We start from the raw sequence: 13,895 nt of genomic DNA, 5'->3' as shown, positions 1-13,895 counted from the left end.
CCGCAACATCTCTGTAAAACCCAAATAACCCCCCCCCCCCCACCCGCCCGGCTTTAGCCACGGGGCCCCCCGGGCGCTCCGGGTGGCGCACCGATCCGGCCCCGAGCTGCCGCCGTACGGTCGGCGCCGGGCCGGAACCGCCGCGCGGAGCGCGGTCACGGGCGAAACTGCCCGTACAAGACGTGCCCGAGGGCATCGGCGAGACCTCCCGCCGGCCCCGGGAGACCAGCGGACCCGACGGTCCGGCCGAGCGAGTACGGAGATGACACCGTGACCGACACCAGCATCCCCAGCGCCGACCCGTCCGTGGACGAGGAGAGCGTGCCGGCCGCAACGGACGAGGCCGAGGAGACCCAGGCCGAGAAGAAGGCCCCGGCCGAGAGCGACCTGTTCCGGCAGAGCGAGATCGCGGCCGACTACGTCGAGGGCCTGCTCGACATCCTCGACTACGACGGCGACATCGACGAGCTCGTCTCCGGCGGCCGCCCGGTCGTCGAGGTGGTCGGCGGCCGCCTGCAGAGCCTGATCGGTCAGCGTGGCGCCACGCTGGAGGCGCTGCAGGAACTGGCCCGGCTGGCCGTGTTCCGGCAGACCGGCTCGCCGAGCCGCCTGCTGCTCGACGTCGGTGGCTACCGTGCCGCCCGGCGCAAGGAACTCGCCGCCGTCGCCCGCAACGCCGTCGAGAAGGTCAAGGAGTACGGCGAGCCGGTGCGCCTGGAGCCGATGTCCGCGTTCGAGCGCAAGTGCGTGCACGACGTGGTGAACGCGATGACCGGCGTGGAGAGCGAGTCCGAGGGCGTGGAGCCGAACCGCCGTATCGTCGTCCGGCCGGTGGACTGACGGGGTGACCCACGACGAGACGACGGCGGGTGCCGTGTCCGGCCCGGGCGGTACGCCGCCCGGGCCGTCGCCTGTGCAGCCCGACCCCATCGTCGATCCGGTCTTCTCCGACGGCGACTCCGCTCCCGCAGCGGATCATTCCTTCTCCGGTGCGCCGTCCACCGCGGTCGACCCGGCGTTCTCCGGGGCGCCGCCGGCCCCAACTTCTCCCGACGAACCGGCCGTCCCGGCCTTTCCGGCGGAGCCGGAGGTCACCGTCGACCCGGCCTTCTCCAGTGAGCCGGACACCGCCGCGCCGATCGGCGCCACCCCGGTCGCTCCGGCCGGCGCCGTCGACCCGGTGTTCGCCGAGCCGACCGTCGCCGGACCCGCGGCCGGTCCGTCCGTCGTGGACGCCGACGCCCGACCGGCCGAGCCCGGGTCGGGTGAACGGCCCTCCCCTTCCGACGTGACGTTGCCGCCCGAGTTGGCCGGGGCGGCCCGTACCCTCTTCGGCGACCGGCTCGACCTGGCCGCCGCGTACGCCGAACTGCTGGCGACGGAGGGCGTGGTGCGCGGCCTGATCGGCCCCCGCGAGACGCCGCGTATCTGGGAGCGGCACCTCCTCAACTGCGCGGCGATGGCGGAGCGGGTCCCCGAGGGCGCGAGCGTCATCGACGTCGGTTCCGGGGCCGGACTTCCCGGTCTCGTGCTGGCGATCGCCCGGCCCGATCTCACCGTCACGCTGGTCGAGCCCCTGGCCCGACGGACCGCCTTCCTGGTGGAGGCGGTGGAGCAGCTCGGCCTGACCCGGGCTGTCCGGGTGTTCCGAGGCCGGGCCGAGGAGGCGGCGGCCGGTACGCGGGACACCCCGCCGCTCAGCGCCGATGTGGTGACCGCCCGGGCGGTGGCCGCGCTGGACCGGCTCGCCGCGTGGTGCCTGCCGCTGGCGGTGGCCGGCGGCCGACTCGTCGCGCTGAAGGGCGCCTCGGCGGCCGAGGAGATCACCGAACACGGTGCGGCCGTTGCCCGGCTGGGCGGTGGCGAACCGGAACTGCACCGGTGCGGAGTGGACGTGATCGACCCACCGGCGACGGTGATCGAGGTGGTGCGGGAGCGGGTGATCGGCCCGGCCCGGAAGAAGGGATCGAAGCGTTCGCGGGGTGGGCGCCGCCGCGGTGGCCGCGACCGCGATCGCTGACGCCGCAAGGCTTTCCGAATCCCGGTTCGGTCGCTCGACGAACGCGGAAGAGCGGATCGATCAGAACCCGACGTGGACCGGCTACGCCCGTCCGCCGTAGGCTGACCGCGCGTCGATAGTGTGGAACGGCGGTGCCGGGCGGCACCCGAACCCGACCGTTCCCGCCGGGCCGTGACGCCGCGCCGCGAGCGCGAGGGCCTGATTTGACGGGTGCGGACCGACCATCCGGAGCGGGCAGGGATGACAGGTGCATGACGACGGCAGGTACGACGACCGACGGGTGACCGGGCCAGAAGGGCGACCCTCGGCCGCCGATCCCGTCTCACGTGAAACCGACTACCCGGGCTGGCCGGTGAGTGATGACTCCCGCAGCCAGACGGAGGGCGATCCGACGCGCCGGGAGGTCCCCGTCCGGCCGACCTCCGCCGTGCCGGCGAACGTCCCGCTGTCGCGGGAGCCACACGACCCGACGGACGGGCCGGCGAACGCCCCCACCGAGCGACCGGCTCCGGCACGGGGCAACGCCGCCGTTCCCGGGCGCTACGAGCCGCCGGCCTCCGGCGTACCGCACCAGCCCACCCCACAGGCCGCTCCGGACGTGATCGCCGGGGTGGTGGTCCCGGCCGACACGCCACCGGTCACCGGCTACGGGGCGGAAGCAGCCGGCAGCACGTACGTTTCACGTGAAACCCCGACGCGCGAAGAGGATGACCCACCGTTGGCTATGGAGGCTATGCGCGCCGTGCAGATCCTTAATCCCAGTGGCGAGGTCACCATGCCTCGGCCAGAACGGACCCGGGTGATGTGCGTCGCCAACCAGAAGGGCGGCGTGGGCAAGACCACGACGACGGTGAACCTGGCAGTGGCACTCGCCCTGCACGGCAACCGGGTCCTGGTCGTCGATCTCGACCCGCAGGGCAACGCCTCCACCGGCTTGAACGTTCCGCACCACACCGGGGTCCCGGACGTGTACGACTGCCTGATCGACAGTGTGCCGCTGGAAGAGGTGGCGCAGGCGGTCGAGGGCATCCCGAACCTGTGGTGTGTACCGGCCACCATCGACCTGGCCGGCGCGGAGATCGAGCTGGTCTCGGTGGTCGCCCGGGAGTCCCGGCTGGCGCGGGCCATCGCCGCCTACCCCGGGCACTTCGACTACGTCTTCATCGACTGCCCGCCGTCGCTCGGCCTGCTGACCGTCAACGCGTTGGTCGCCGCGCAGGAGGTGCTGATTCCGATCCAGTGTGAGTACTACGCACTGGAGGGCCTCAACCAGCTGATCAACAACATCAACCTGGTTCGTCAGCACCTCAATCCGCGGCTGGAGGTCTCCACCATCCTGCTCACCATGTACGACCGGCGTACCCGCCTGGCGGACGCCGTGGAGCAGGACGTCCGGAACCACTTCGGCGACAAGGTGCTCCAGGCGGTCATCCCCCGGAACGTTCGGGTCTCCGAGGCGCCGAGCTACGGCCAGTCGGTCATGACCTACGATCCCGGTTCGCGGGGGGCGACGAGCTACTTCGAGGCCGCCCAGGAGATCGCCGAGCGGGGCGTCAAGGAGCCGGTGAGCCGGAATGCGTAGTGCGGAGAAGTCGCTGGGAGGCGTCGCATGAAGAACCGTCCTCGCGGCGGTCTGGGCCGGGGGCTGGGTGCCCTCATCCCCACCGGACCGGCGCCGGGCAGTGCCCCGGCGGCAGCCGAGTCCGAGAGCGGTGCGGCGACGACCGCCCCGGCGGTGCCGGTGGCCGGTGCGGCCGCCGCTATCGGGGCACCGGCCCCGACGACGGAGCCCGAGCCACAACTGAGCCCGGTGCCCGGGGCGCGCTTCGCCGAGATCCCGGTCGACGCCATCGTGCCCAACCCGAAACAGCCCCGGCAGGTCTTCGACGAGGAGGCGCTGGAGGAGCTGAAGACCTCTATCCAGGAGGTCGGTTTCCTCCAGCCGATCGTCGTACGCCAGCTCGACGGCGAGAAGTACGAACTCGTCATGGGCGAGCGGCGCTGGCGGGCGGCACAGGCGGTGGGCCGGGAGAGCATCCCCGCGATCGTCCGGGACACCAAAGACGACGCGATGCTCCGCGACGCGCTGCTGGAGAACATCCACCGGGCCAACCTCAACCCGCTGGAGGAGGCGGCCGCCTACCAACAGCTGCTGGAGGAGTTCGGCGCCACCCACGAGGAACTGGCCCGGCGGATCGGCCGCAGCCGACCCCAGATCTCCAACACCATCCGCCTGATGAACCTGCCGGCGCAGGTGCAGCGGCGGGTCGCCGCCGGGGTGCTTTCCGCCGGCCACGCCCGGGCGCTGCTCAGCCTGGACGACGCCGAGGCGCAGGAGCAGCTCGCCAAGCGGATCGTGGCGGAGGGCATCTCGGTACGCGCCACCGAGGAACTGGTGGCTCTGGCACTCGCCGACGGCCCGGCCAAGGCCCCCGCAGCCAAGCGCCGGCCGAAGCCGCACGCGCCGGCGTTGTCCGACCTGGCGGACCGGCTCTCCGACCGGTTCGACACCCGGGTGAAGGTCGACATCGGCCGGAGCAAGGGCAAGATCACCATCGAGTTCGCCACGGTCGACGACCTGGAGCGGATCGTGGGCATCATCGGCGTGGGTCAGGAGGACCAACCCGAGGAGTGAGCCACCCGCGGCAAACGGCCGCGTCGCCCTCGCCGGGTGACGCGGCCGAGTCGTTTTCGGGCTCGGGTAACGGCCGGGCGGTACGAGGCACCGACAGGGATGGGCCCGCCAGATGCCTTGTGTGCTCTTCTCCGGGCCGATCGAGGCCGGCGCCCCCTCCCGGGGTGCCGGCGCGTTGGTCGGCGGCTGTACGGCCTCTGGCCGGTCGTGCGCTCCCGTTGCCTGCGCTGTTCGCCTTGTCGGCGCGGTGCGGCGCCGGGAGTGGGTGTCACTCCTGAAGGCCCGGCCGGTGAGGCACGGCGTCCTCTACCGGGCGAGCCGTCCGGCGGGCGGGTTGTTTCACGTGAAACCCAGCGGCGTCCCACCGTCCAGTCGCTGCGGCGACCCGCCCGGCGGAGGTGTGGGCATGCGGCGGTCGGCCAAGGACCACCCACCGTCGCGGACCGCCACCGCACAGGCGTCGAGCGGCATCTGTCACGGAGCCGAGTTCGATGGCTACCTGGCGGGGTTTGCCGGTAGCCGCCCACTGGTCTGGCCTGCCCCAGCACTGGCTCCAGGCCGACGTCGTCGAAGGCCTCGACGCGTCGCACAGAGTCGGGCGTGGGCCGTTGCCCGGGACTGTGGCGAGAGAGGGCCGGGCCTCAGCCCGGCCGACCGTGTGGTTTCACGTGGAACCGAGTCCTGGGCAGGAGGTGCTCGGTTTGATCCCGCTGGCGGTGGGTGCGCCGCCGCTCCGGCGAGTGGGGGTGGGGACCGGCCCGCTGACGGTCCCGCCGCGGTCCCTTCCCGGTGTCGGCCAAACGACGCGCCGCGGCAGGTGCCGAGCCGCCCACGCGGGTGCGCTCCGCCGGCCTGATGCAGTCGGCTCCGCCAGCGTCTCGGCGGGGCGGGCGCCCGCCCGTCGCCCCGGTACCCGTGACACGCTCCCCGGTGGGCCCGACCGGCGACACCGGTCGGCGTCACTCCTTCCGTCGACCTGACGTGCGGCCATCTCGGCGTGTACCGCGGGTCGGATGCCGCGACATGCGGGATGCGGAGCGGAACAGTCGGAGCTAGCCGGCTGGGAGCGGGGCAGGCAGCGATTGCGGGGTGCGGTCGGTCGTCGGCCGGCCCTCCGCTCCCGGCCACCACGCCCGGCCTCCTGCGAGCCGCGGCCCAACGAGGAGGCCACCCGGCCGGGGCTTCGGCCGGTTCCACGGTCGCCGAGCCCCGCGCCTCCGGATCGACCGCCGGGGGCGCGGTGCTCCGGCCCGTTCCACCTGGGTCGGGCGCCGCGGCTGCCCGGTCGACGACGGCGGCCGGCCCGGTGTCATTTCCGAGGCACGCATCCCCCCGCGCTCATCTGCGAACCGGGTGCCAAGCTCCCATCCGAGCGCCGACCAGGCCACCGAGTGGGCGACGGTCGTGCGGCCCCTCGCTGGCGGCGAACACCCGCGCCCGAGCGGACGCCTTCGGTGGGTCATCCACAACCTGCTCGCCGGCGGTGGCCCCGCAGGTGCCGCAGGCAGACCTGCATTGGGGTGCCGACAACGCCGTCGCCTGCGTCCGAGCCGGTAGCGAATCGCCGCCACCGCCAATCCCAGATCTGGGGTGCACGCGAAGGCGAGGCTGCCGCTGCCGCCGGCGGTGCGGAACAACGGCCGCCAACGGCGAGCACCGGCCGGTGGGCGATGTTCCGGCCGATGCTCCTGCCAGCCCTCGAATCGCCCACACGGGTTCGGCCACCGCCCGGTGCCCGCCGGCAGAGGTGGCGGTCGAGCCAGGCGAATCTGGCGGCCGCGAACGCCACGGAGGCGGGCAGTGGCCCGAGCGGTGCCGCCGGGGCGATAGCCCGCCAACCGTCAGCGCAGAGAGACCGGCCGGAGCGCGACTTCGCCCCGGCCAACGCCGCCGCCCGAGGAGGTCGGGAAACCAGCCGGGCCAACGGCCTCCCGTTTCACGTGAAACACCACGCCGCACCCATCCTCACGACCCGGCCGAACCGACGCTGCCCGGGCGAGGATGCGGATGAGGCCGCCCGAACGGCCGGGCCCGGCCGGCAGCGACGGGGCCGACGCACCCCCAGGGGAGACGGGAAAAGACGGTCGGAGGCCGGTGCCGACGGTGGGCTCGGTCGTTGAGAAGGGAGGGCCGAGGGCGGCGAAGAAGCCACCCCCACGGTCCCGGAAGTTATCCACAGTTGTTTTCCACAGGGCGCCGCCGTTTCACGTGAAACAAGGAGCGGAAAGCCTTGCTGAGCTGTGGATGACGCGGTGTGGTGGCGACCTCGGCAGCCTGTGGACAACGCGGTGGACAACCATCGACGGTCAGGGCCGGGATCATCGGAGGAACCGGCGCCCACCGATGAATCAGGTAGGGACAGGCGTCGCGGACTCGGTTAGGGTCAGCGTCGTGCAGGACACCCCTCCCTCAGTCCCGGACTTCACCCAGTGGCCCTCGTTCCCCTTCGAGGGCGACCTTCGTGTCAAGGACCTCGACGACCCGGTGCCGGTCGAGCCTCCCCGCCGTGGGGAAGGAAACCGTGAGTGCACCGCGTGCAACGCGCCCGACGAGGCGTACATCTGGGTCGGTGAGCGGTGGCGGGTCCGCGCCATGGACCGCCCCACCGGCCTCCCGATGGTGCTGATCCTGGAGTCCCGTTCCCACCTCGACCTCGGCGACCTGCCGAACCTGCTCGCCGCCGAGCTGGGCGTGATGACCGTCCGGCTGGAGCGCGCCATCCGGTCCCTCGACGGCGTGGCCCGGGTGCACGTGAACCGCTGGGGCGACGGCTCGGCGCACCTGCACATGTGGTTCCTGGCGCGGCCGTACGGGCGGCTCCAGCTGCGGGGCACCTTCCTGTCCCTGTGGGACTCCATCCTGCCGCCCATCTCCGAGGCGCAGTGGCGGGAGAATCTGGCCCTGGTCGCCGCCTGGCTGGCCGAGTTCGGCGGTCGTCCGCTCGCCGAGCCGCCACGGATCCAGTGGCAGGCACCGTCGAGCCTCTCCGCGTCCCCGGCCGAGGGCACCGAGCCGCTCGTCGAGGACGAGGCGGTGTCGGTCATCGAGGCGGCCGACGAGATCCCCGAGCCGGCGGAGGTGCCGGCGCCGGAAGCGGCCGCCGGAACGGACGAGCCGAAGGCCGAGCAGTCCCCGGCCGGCTGAGGGCGGAGCCTACGGGCGGCGGGCGGCGGCTCGGGTCACCAGCGAACCGAGCACCCGGCCGAAGTCCAACCCGGCCGCCTGGACGGCCAGTGGCAGCAGCGAGGTCTCGGTCATCCCCGGGGAGACGTTGACCTCGAGTACGTGCGGTTGCCCGTCGGCGTCGACGATCAGGTCGACCCGGGACAGGTCGCGCAGGCCGAGCGCGGTGTGCGCGGCGAGCGCCACCTCGGCCACCCGCTCGGTCGTCTGCGGGTCGAGGCGGGCGGGCGCATGCCAGGTGGTGCGACCGGCGGTGTAGCGGGCGGCGTAGTCGTAGACCCCGTTCCGCGGCACGATCTCGACCGGGGGCAGGGCCTGCGGCCCCTCGCCGAGGTCGACCACCGACACCGCCACGTCCATCCCGGGGACGTACCGCTCCACCAGCGCCGTCTGGTCGTACGCGAAACAGCCGACCATCGCGGCCGGCAGCGATGCGGCGTCCCGGACCACCGCGGCACCCAGCCCGGAGCCGCCCTGCGCCGGCTTCACCATCAGCGGCAGGCCGAGGCGGTCGGCGATCCGGTCCAGCACGGCCACCGCGCCCAGCTCGGAGAAGCGGTCGTGCGGCAGGGCCACCCAGTCCGGGGTGGGGATGCCGGCCTCGCGCAGCACCGCCTTCGCGGAGGGCTTGTCCCAGGCCAGCCGGGAGGCGCGCGCGTCGCAGCCGACGTACGGCACGTCACAGAGGTCGAGTACGCCGCGCAGCGAGCCGTCCTCGCCGGTGGCGCCGTGCAGGGCGATCACCACGGCGTCCGGTGGGTCGGCGGCCAGCGCGGGCAGCAGGGCGATGTCGGCGTCCCGCAGCTCGGCGTCCATGCCGACCGCCCGCAGCGCGTCGAGCACCCGGCGGCCGGACCGCAGCGAGACGTCCCGCTCGTAGGAGAGCCCGCCGGCGAGCACCAGGACATGCAGCTCCTCGGTGGCGGCGGGGTCGGTCACGGAAGTGTGCGGGGCAGGGCTGACAGCCATGCGGGAATCATGCCAAGTCGGGACCGGGCGCGTCCGAGCCGCCCTGCCGGCGCCGCGGCCCGGCGCCGCCGACCGCCCCGAAGACCTTGCGCATGGCGATCTCCTGTTCCATCACGCCGGAGAGCCGGCGGACGCCCTCCCGGATCCGCTCGGGCGTGGGGAAGGAGAAGTTGAGCCGCATGTTGCCGCCGCCCGCGCCGTCGGCGTAGAAGCCGGTGCCCGGCACGTACGCGACCCGGGCGGCGATCGCGCGCGGCATCATCGCCTTGGAGTCCAGGCCGTCGGGCAGGGTCGCCCAGACGAAGAGACCGCCGCCCGGCGTCGTCCAGGTGGTGCCCGCTGGCATCAGGTCGGCGAGCGCGGCGAGCATCGCGTCCCGGCGCTCCCGGTAGACCTCGCGGTAGACCTTGAGCTGCTGCCGCCACGGCATGGTGCCGAGGTAGGTCGAGACGGCGGCCTGCGCGTAGCCGCTGGGGCAGAGGATCTGCGCCTCACTGGCGATGACCAGCTTGTCGCGGACCGCGTGCGGCGCGAGGATCCAGCCGACCCGCAGGCCGGGGGCGAAGGTCTTGGAGAAGGTGCTCAGGTAGAAGACCCCGTCGCGCCGCCGGGCCCGCAGCGGCGCCGGCGCCTCGCCCTCGAAACCGAGCTGCCCGTACGGGTCGTCCTCGACCACCAGCAGCCCGGCGCGCTCGCAGATGTCGAGCACCCGTTCCCGCCGCTCCTCGCTCAGCGTCACGCCGGTCGGGTTCTGGTAGGTGGGGATGGTGTAGAGGAACTTCACCCGCCGGCCGGCGCGGGCCAGGTCGGCGATGGCGGCCTCCAGCGCCTCCGGAATCAGCCCTTCGGCGTCCATCGGCACGTGGGCCACCTGGGCCTGGGCGGCCTGGAACACCCCGAGTGCGCCGACATACGTCGGCCCCTCGGCGAGCACCACGTCACCCGGGTCCAGGAAGAGCCGGGCCACCAGGTCGAGCGCCTGCTGCCCGCCCACCGTGACCACCACGTCCTCCGGACTGGCGCCGCAGGAGGCGTCGATGCCGGAGAGGGCCATCACCTCACAGATCCGCTCGCGCAGCTCCAGGGTGCCCTGGCCGATGCCGTACTGGAGGGTGGTCGCGCCGTGCTCGGCGCCGAGCCGGCCGAGCATCTCGCCGACCGCGTCCAGCGGCAGTGCCGCGATGTACGGCGCCCCACCGGCGAGCGAGACCACCTCCGGCCGGCTGGCCACCGCGAAGAGCGCCCGGATCTCGGAGGCGGTCATCCCCCGGACCCGGCGGGCGTACCGGTCGGTGTAGTCGTCGAGCGTCGTGCCGGTCATGACATCACCTCGATCGGGTGTCGGCGGGGCTGCCGCCCGGTGTGGTACCCGTGATGCCGGCATCCATGGCGGCGCGGGACGCCCGGTTGGTCGATCGTAGTCCCCGCTCACCAGTGACGGACCCGCCGTGTGGGTACGTCCACATCCCGGACCGGCCCGGTCCCCGCCCCGGGTGGCGGTGTGCGCGTCCCCTCCCGAACCGCCCCGAGGCGGCGTACGATCGCTCGTCGGGGGCAGAAAGAGGCACGAATGTGGCTTCCGCCCCGAGCCTATTGGTGGGGATGCGCTGATGTCGCGACGTCTGGTCAGTCTGACCCTCGACACCCTCGAGGACCTGCCCCGCCCGTGCCGTGAGTGCGTCTACTGGGAGCTGGACCCGGTCTCCGCCGACCGCGCCTGCGCCGCCGGCGACCCCGGCCTGGAGAAGGAGGCGTGGGTCTCCCAGACCCTGCTGGAGTGGGGCTCCTGCGGCAAGCTCGTGTACGTCGACGGGATGCCGGCCGGTTTCGTGATGTACGCCCCGCCCGCGTACGTTCCGCGCTCGATGGCCTTTCCCACCTCCCCGGTCTCCGCGGACGCCGCGCTGCTGATGAACGCCACGGTGGTGCCCGCCTTCGCCGGCGGCGGGCTGGGCCGGATGCTGGTGCAGGGCGTGGCCCGGGACCTCACCAAGCGCGGCATCAAGGCGATCGAGGCGTTCGGGGACGCCAAGTTCGGGGACGGGGCCGAGGACGATCCGACCCGGGCCTGCGTCGCGCCGGCCGACTTCTTCCTCTCGGTGGGCTTCAAGACCGTCCGCCCGCATCCCCGCTACCCGCGGCTGCGGCTGGAGCTGCGCACCGCGCTGAGCTGGAAGTCCGACGTCGAGTACGCGCTGGAGAAGCTGCTCGGCTCGATGAGCCCGGAGAGCCTGCTCCGCCCGGTGCGCCCGGCCCCGGCCACCCGCTCCACGAGCTGACCGGCCGCGTCGGCTCAGCCCACCACCCTGCTGGCGGTGACGATCGCGCGCAGCTCGCTCACGTCGATCGACCCGGTGGGGACGTCCCGCTCGATCGGGAAGTACATCCGTTGCACGGCGGCGACGATCGCCTCCACGACCCGATCCCGGAACCGGGGGTCGACCAGCCGGCCCCGGTCCGCCGGTGAGGTCAGGTAGCCCACCTCGACGCGGACCGCCGGCATCTTCGTCAGCCGCAGCAGGTCCCAGGCCTTCGCGTGGGTACGGCAGTCGCGCAGCCCGGTCCGCGCCACGATCTCCCGCTGCACCAGCCCGGCCAACCGCTCCCCGGTGGCCGAGCTGACGCCGTTGTCGGTGCCGTAGTGGTAGGTGGCCACCCCGTCCGCGGCCGGGTTGGCGTGCCCGTCGCTGTGCAGCGAGATGAACACGTCCGCGCCGAGGGAGTTGGCCAGTTGGGCCCGGTCGGCGTCCGGCAGGCAGGTGAGTGGCGACGGGCCGCGGGTGAGCTGCACCCGTACCCCGGCCGCGGCGAGCCGTCCCTCCAGCCGGCTGGCCAGGTCGTACACGATGTCGGCCTCGGTCCAGCGCAGCGGGCCGTCCGGCACCACCTCGCCCGGGTCGGTGCCGCCGTGGCCGGGGTCGATCACCACGGTGCGGCCGACCAGCGTCGGCCCGGCCTGGCGGATCGCGTCGGACTCGCGGAGCCACTGCGGGCGCCCGCCGACCACCTTCCGGCCGAGGCGGCGCAGCGCGTTCATGGTGTGCGGGCCGCAGGCCCCGTCCGGCTTGAGGCCCATTTCCCGCTGGAACTGGGCGACCGCCCGGGACGTGCGAATCCCGTAGATGGCGTCGGCGCGGCCGGTGTCGTACCCCATCTCCAGGAGGCGTTCCTGGAGCGTGCGGACGTCCTCGCCGATCAGCGGGTCGGGCACCGCGTGGTAGAGGGTGCGGGCGCCGAGCCGCCACCGGGCCGCGTCCAGTGCCCGCCAGGTCTCCGCGCCCACCCGCCCGTCCACGCTGAGGCCCCGGGACTGCTGGAACGCCCGGACGGCCCGCTCGGTCGCGGCGTCGAACTCGTCGCCCCCGCCGCCGGCGGGGAGCAGGTCCAGGCCGGTGAGGACGGTACGGATCTCCGCCACCGCCGGTCCCCGGTCACCGGGTCGAATCGGCTGCACGACGACCCCCTCTGGACGGATGCTGGCTGGCCGGAGACTCCGACGGACGCTTACGGAGCGTACCGTGAGCGATTACCGAGAGGCTTCCTGTTCGGCCAGGTCAGCAGAGCAAGGAACCCCCGCCGCCCGGGACGGGCGACGGGGGTTCCAGCGTTGTCGGGCGTCGGCTCAGAGCGCCGACTGGATGAGCCGGACCAGCTCACCCTTGGGCTTGGCGCCGGCGATGGACTGCACCGGCTCGCCGTTCTTGAAGATGGTGAGGGTCGGCACCGACATCACCCGGTAGGCACGGGCCGTCTCGGGGTTCTCGTCGATGTTCAGCTTGACGATGCTGACCTGGTCGCCCATCTCGCCGGCGATCTCCTCCAGCAGCGGCGAGACCTTGCGGCACGGCCCGCACCACTCCGCCCAGAAGTCGACCAGAACCGGCTTGTCCGACTTCAGCACATCACTCACGAAGCTCGCGTCCGTGACCGCCTTGGTTGCTCCCACTATGAACCCCTCCTCCGGGAACTGCTCTGAAGATGTTTCAGCCTTGCAGGGTGGCGATGAAGCGCTCGGCGTCCAGCGCGGCCGCACAGCCCGTACCGGCGGCGGTGATCGCCTGCCGGTAGGTGTGGTCGACCACGTCGCCGGCCGCGAAGACACCCGGGATGTTGGTCCGGGTGCTCGGCGCCTGCACCTTCACGTACCCTTCGTCGTCGAGTTCCACCTGGTCGCGGAAGAGCTCGCTGCGCGGGTCGTGGCCGATCGCCACGAAGACACCCGTGACGTCGAGCACCTTGCTCTCGCCGGTGTGCACGTTGCGGACCCGGACCCCGCTGACCTTGCCGTCCTCGCCGAGGATCTCCTCGATGACGGTGTTCCACTCGACCTTGATCTTGTCGTTGCCCAGCGCCCGCGCGGCCATGATCTTGCTGGCCCGGAACGAGTCCCGGCGGTGGATGATCGTGACCGACTCGGCGAACCGGGTGAGGAAGCTGGCCTCCTCCATCGCCGAGTCGCCGCCGCCGACCACCACGATGTGCTGGTTGCGGAAGAAGAAGCCGTCGCAGGTGGCGCAGGACGACACGCCGTGGCCCAGGTACTCCTGCTCGCCCGGCACGCCCAGCGGACGCCAGGCCGAGCCGGTCGAGAGGATGACCGCCTTGGCCCGGTAGGCCGTCTCACCGACCCAGACGGTGCTGACCGCGTCCGAGCCCACCTCACCGGTGTCCTTCAGCTCGACCCGGGTCACGTCGTCGGTGAGGAACTCGGCACCGAACCGCTCGGCCTGCTTGCGCATGTTGTCCATCAGTTCGGGACCGAGAATGCCGTCCGCGAAACCGGGAAAGTTCTCCACCTCGGTGGTGGTCATCAACGCGCCGCCGGACTGCACGCCCTCGATCACGAGCGGGTTGAGGTTGGCGCGCGCGGCATAGACCGCCGCCGTGTAACCGGCCGGCCCGGAGCCGATGATGATCAGGTTGCGGACCTCGTCCACTGCCGTCTCCCGATGTGTGTGTTCGTCACCGGCGCGCACCGATGTCGATCCCGAGTGCCGACGGACCCTGGCGGCGCCGGCGCCTGACTTGCAGAACGTCATCGTACGAAGCGGGGATTCCCGAGCCGGTCATCCGGTGGGTCACGTCACG

At 72.7% G+C, this 13,895-nt stretch carries 10 protein-coding genes and 1 pseudogene; 6 read left to right on the top strand and 5 right to left on the bottom strand.

From position 1 onward, the window contains the following. The first annotated feature begins 321 nt into the window (after window positions 1-321). The 5 genes and pseudogenes from ACWEVO_RS05140 to ACWEVO_RS05120 all read left to right on the top strand — a co-directional run. Complete coding sequence (locus tag ACWEVO_RS05140) at window positions 322-840, top strand: Jag family protein (RefSeq protein ID WP_452306295.1); 519 nt, start codon at window positions 322-324, stop codon at window positions 838-840. 388 nt (window positions 841-1,228) lie between these two features. Continuing rightward, window positions 1,229-2,020, top strand: coding sequence for a 16S rRNA (guanine(527)-N(7))-methyltransferase RsmG (gene rsmG / locus ACWEVO_RS05135; RefSeq protein ID WP_452306294.1), 792 nt, complete (start codon window positions 1,229-1,231; stop codon window positions 2,018-2,020). A gap of 247 nt (window positions 2,021-2,267) precedes the next feature. After that, entirely contained in the window at window positions 2,268-3,602 is a 1,335-nt protein-coding gene (locus tag ACWEVO_RS05130) for an AAA family ATPase (protein ID WP_452306292.1), read from the top strand. A 27-nt stretch (window positions 3,603-3,629) separates the two neighbouring features. Beyond that, the gene (locus ACWEVO_RS05125; RefSeq protein WP_452306291.1) at window positions 3,630-4,655 is read left to right on the top strand and encodes a ParB/RepB/Spo0J family partition protein; all 1,026 of its coding nucleotides are present in this window, start codon (window positions 3,630-3,632) and stop codon (window positions 4,653-4,655) included. Between the two features lie 2,391 nt (window positions 4,656-7,046). Beyond that, window positions 7,047-7,638: pseudogene (locus ACWEVO_RS05120) on the top strand (hypothetical protein); the annotation flags it as partial. Between the two features lie 170 nt (window positions 7,639-7,808). On the opposite strand, the gene ACWEVO_RS05115 reads toward ACWEVO_RS05120, so the two are convergent. Then, a complete protein-coding gene (locus ACWEVO_RS05115) occupies window positions 7,809-8,807 on the bottom strand; it encodes a D-alanine--D-alanine ligase family protein (protein ID WP_452306290.1) in 999 nt (332 codons plus the stop codon). A gap of 7 nt (window positions 8,808-8,814) precedes the next feature. Further along, window positions 8,815-10,128, bottom strand: a complete 1,314-nt coding sequence (locus ACWEVO_RS05110) for an aminotransferase-like domain-containing protein (RefSeq protein ID WP_452306289.1) — start codon at window positions 10,126-10,128, stop codon at window positions 8,815-8,817. A gap of 289 nt (window positions 10,129-10,417) precedes the next feature. On the opposite strand from ACWEVO_RS05110, the gene ACWEVO_RS05105 reads away from it, so the two are divergent. Further along, complete coding sequence (locus tag ACWEVO_RS05105; protein WP_452306288.1) at window positions 10,418-11,086, top strand: GNAT family N-acetyltransferase; 669 nt, start codon at window positions 10,418-10,420, stop codon at window positions 11,084-11,086. A 14-nt stretch (window positions 11,087-11,100) separates the two neighbouring features. On the opposite strand, the gene ACWEVO_RS05100 is transcribed toward ACWEVO_RS05105, so the two are convergent. The 3 genes from ACWEVO_RS05100 to trxB all read right to left on the bottom strand — a co-directional run bounded on the left by ACWEVO_RS05100 (window position 11,101) and on the right by trxB (window position 13,744). Continuing rightward, complete coding sequence (locus ACWEVO_RS05100) at window positions 11,101-12,261, bottom strand: N-acetylmuramoyl-L-alanine amidase (protein WP_452306287.1); 1,161 nt, start codon at window positions 12,259-12,261, stop codon at window positions 11,101-11,103. A 168-nt stretch (window positions 12,262-12,429) separates the two neighbouring features. Then, window positions 12,430-12,753, bottom strand: coding sequence for a thioredoxin (trxA, locus tag ACWEVO_RS05095; protein ID WP_452306286.1), 324 nt, complete (start codon window positions 12,751-12,753; stop codon window positions 12,430-12,432). A 37-nt stretch (window positions 12,754-12,790) separates the two neighbouring features. Continuing rightward, window positions 12,791-13,744: a thioredoxin-disulfide reductase gene (gene trxB / locus ACWEVO_RS05090; protein ID WP_452306285.1), complete on the bottom strand. Its 954-nt coding sequence runs from the start codon at window positions 13,742-13,744 to the stop codon at window positions 12,791-12,793. Window positions 13,745-13,895: the final 151 nt, after the last annotated feature.

The sequence above is a fragment of the Micromonospora sp. NPDC003776 genome (assembly GCF_053605645.1).
This window is presented reverse-complemented; position numbering and strand designations above follow the sequence as displayed.

Excerpts from the sequence above, each read along its gene's own strand:
- ACWEVO_RS05110 (WP_452306289.1), bottom strand. The coding sequence starts at position 10,128 with ATGACCGGCACGACGCTCGACGACTACACCGACCGGTACGCCCGCCGG.
- ACWEVO_RS05115 (WP_452306290.1), bottom strand. The coding sequence starts at position 8,807 with ATGGCTGTCAGCCCTGCCCCGCACACTTCCGTGACCGACCCCGCCGCC.
- ACWEVO_RS05125 (WP_452306291.1), top strand. The coding sequence starts at position 3,630 with ATGAAGAACCGTCCTCGCGGCGGTCTGGGCCGGGGGCTGGGTGCCCTC.
- ACWEVO_RS05105 (WP_452306288.1), top strand. The coding sequence starts at position 10,418 with ATGTCGCGACGTCTGGTCAGTCTGACCCTCGACACCCTCGAGGACCTG.